This window comes from Rhodococcus sp. 1168 (assembly GCF_002091955.1).
In the GTDB taxonomy this organism is placed as follows: Bacteria; Actinomycetota; Actinomycetes; order Mycobacteriales; family Mycobacteriaceae; genus Rhodococcoides.
The window spans coordinates 1-1,427 of sequence record NZ_MKKY01000040.1; the positions used below are offsets into that span (position 1 = coordinate 1).

Genomic DNA, 1,427 nt, shown 5'->3' on the forward strand with positions numbered 1-1,427 from the left:
CCTGTCGTATCGTAGATCGTCGTGGGTGTTCCAGGCCTCGAAGACCATCGCCGGGTCGAGTCCTGCTTTGGTCGATCGTAAAGTCGCCGATCAGGAGTCGCGGCCCGCAGGTTGGCGGGGATGGATCTTCACCAGGGTGCCGCGGTGGTAGAACTTGACCAGTCCGGTGTCGGCCCGCACCGACAGTGTCGAGCCGATCCACTGCTGCGGCAACGAATACAGTGCCCGCCCGATCTCCGCATGGAAGTCACGGTGCACTTTCACGTCCTTGAAGATCGGCACGTCGTACCCCGACGGCACCGGTAGCAGCTTCGGTAGTTCGGCTTCGTCGAACACCTCGAGCGGCCGTGCACAGGTAGTGCCGTGAATGCGCATCCCTGCGGTGCTGGTGCACCACCGCACGGCAGCCTCCTGGGCTTCGGCGAGACTGGTGAATCGTTCGCCGGCCCAGAAGTTTCCGCGCACGTATTGGACGGTGCGTTCGACCCTCGGTTTGTCCTTCGGTGACCGGACACGCGCCGGGTCGGTGATGAACCCGACGTGGCTGCTGTAGTCGAGCCAGCCATCGCTCAATCGCGGAGTGATCGGGTCCGCGGCGGTGACGACCGGTTTGAGGTTGTCCGGGATCAACACAGCGAAGACTCCGCCGAAGAACTTCCACGCTGCTTCGCAGCCGGCGATCACCGCCACCAGCGTCTGCGAATAGCTCAGCCACACGAACATGTGTCGGCTGTGGACGGCGGTGAAGATCAGGGCGTGGACTTTGCGGGCCCGACCGTCGTCGGGGTCGGTGAGCATCCCCAAGTATCCGAAGTCGATCTGGCATTCGATCCCGGGTTCGCCGTCGACGACTTGGACGGTGAGGTCCTTACGCCCGAAACCGCACATCTCGGTAGCGAACCGGTGCAACGTCCGGTACGGCAGCACGCAGCCCTTACGGGCAAGCAGCACTTCGATTTTCGCGATCGTGAGCGGCTTGCGTTCACCCTCGCCTGCCACCCATTTGGTAATCTGCTCCTGCTGGGGCACAAGTTGCTCCCATGCCGCGCCGTGACCGTGCGGCCGGTCGGGGCGCACAGCAGCGACGACCGCCGCGATCAACTCGTCACTGACCGCACCGACACTGTCGGTTCTCGCCAGACCAGCCCCCTGAGCTGCCTCGACGTAACGGCGGACCGTTTTGCGATCCACCCCGGCATGCTCGGCGATCGTTCGCAGTCCCGGAGCCGGCAGTCCAGCCGTCCCGAGCCATAGCCGTAATACTTCTCTGATTTCGTTCACACTGATCTCCCGAAAAGCCATGCTCATCGACCTCCGTGACGTGCTTGGTGCTGTCACAGACAATCGAACGAGCAAACGACGAGACCACCGGCAAGGCGCGCCGGTGGTCCCATAACTGGCAATCCAGGTGGTCCCATCACCCTGGC

Annotated in this window: 1 pseudogene; it reads right to left on the reverse strand. The window is 63.3% G+C overall.

Annotated features, from left to right (window positions below):
• Positions 1 to 99: 99 nt before the first annotated feature.
• Positions 100 to 1,302 (reverse strand): annotated as a pseudogene (istA, locus tag BJI47_RS07095) (IS21 family transposase); the annotation flags it as partial.
• Between the last annotated feature and the right edge of the window lie 125 nt (positions 1,303 to 1,427).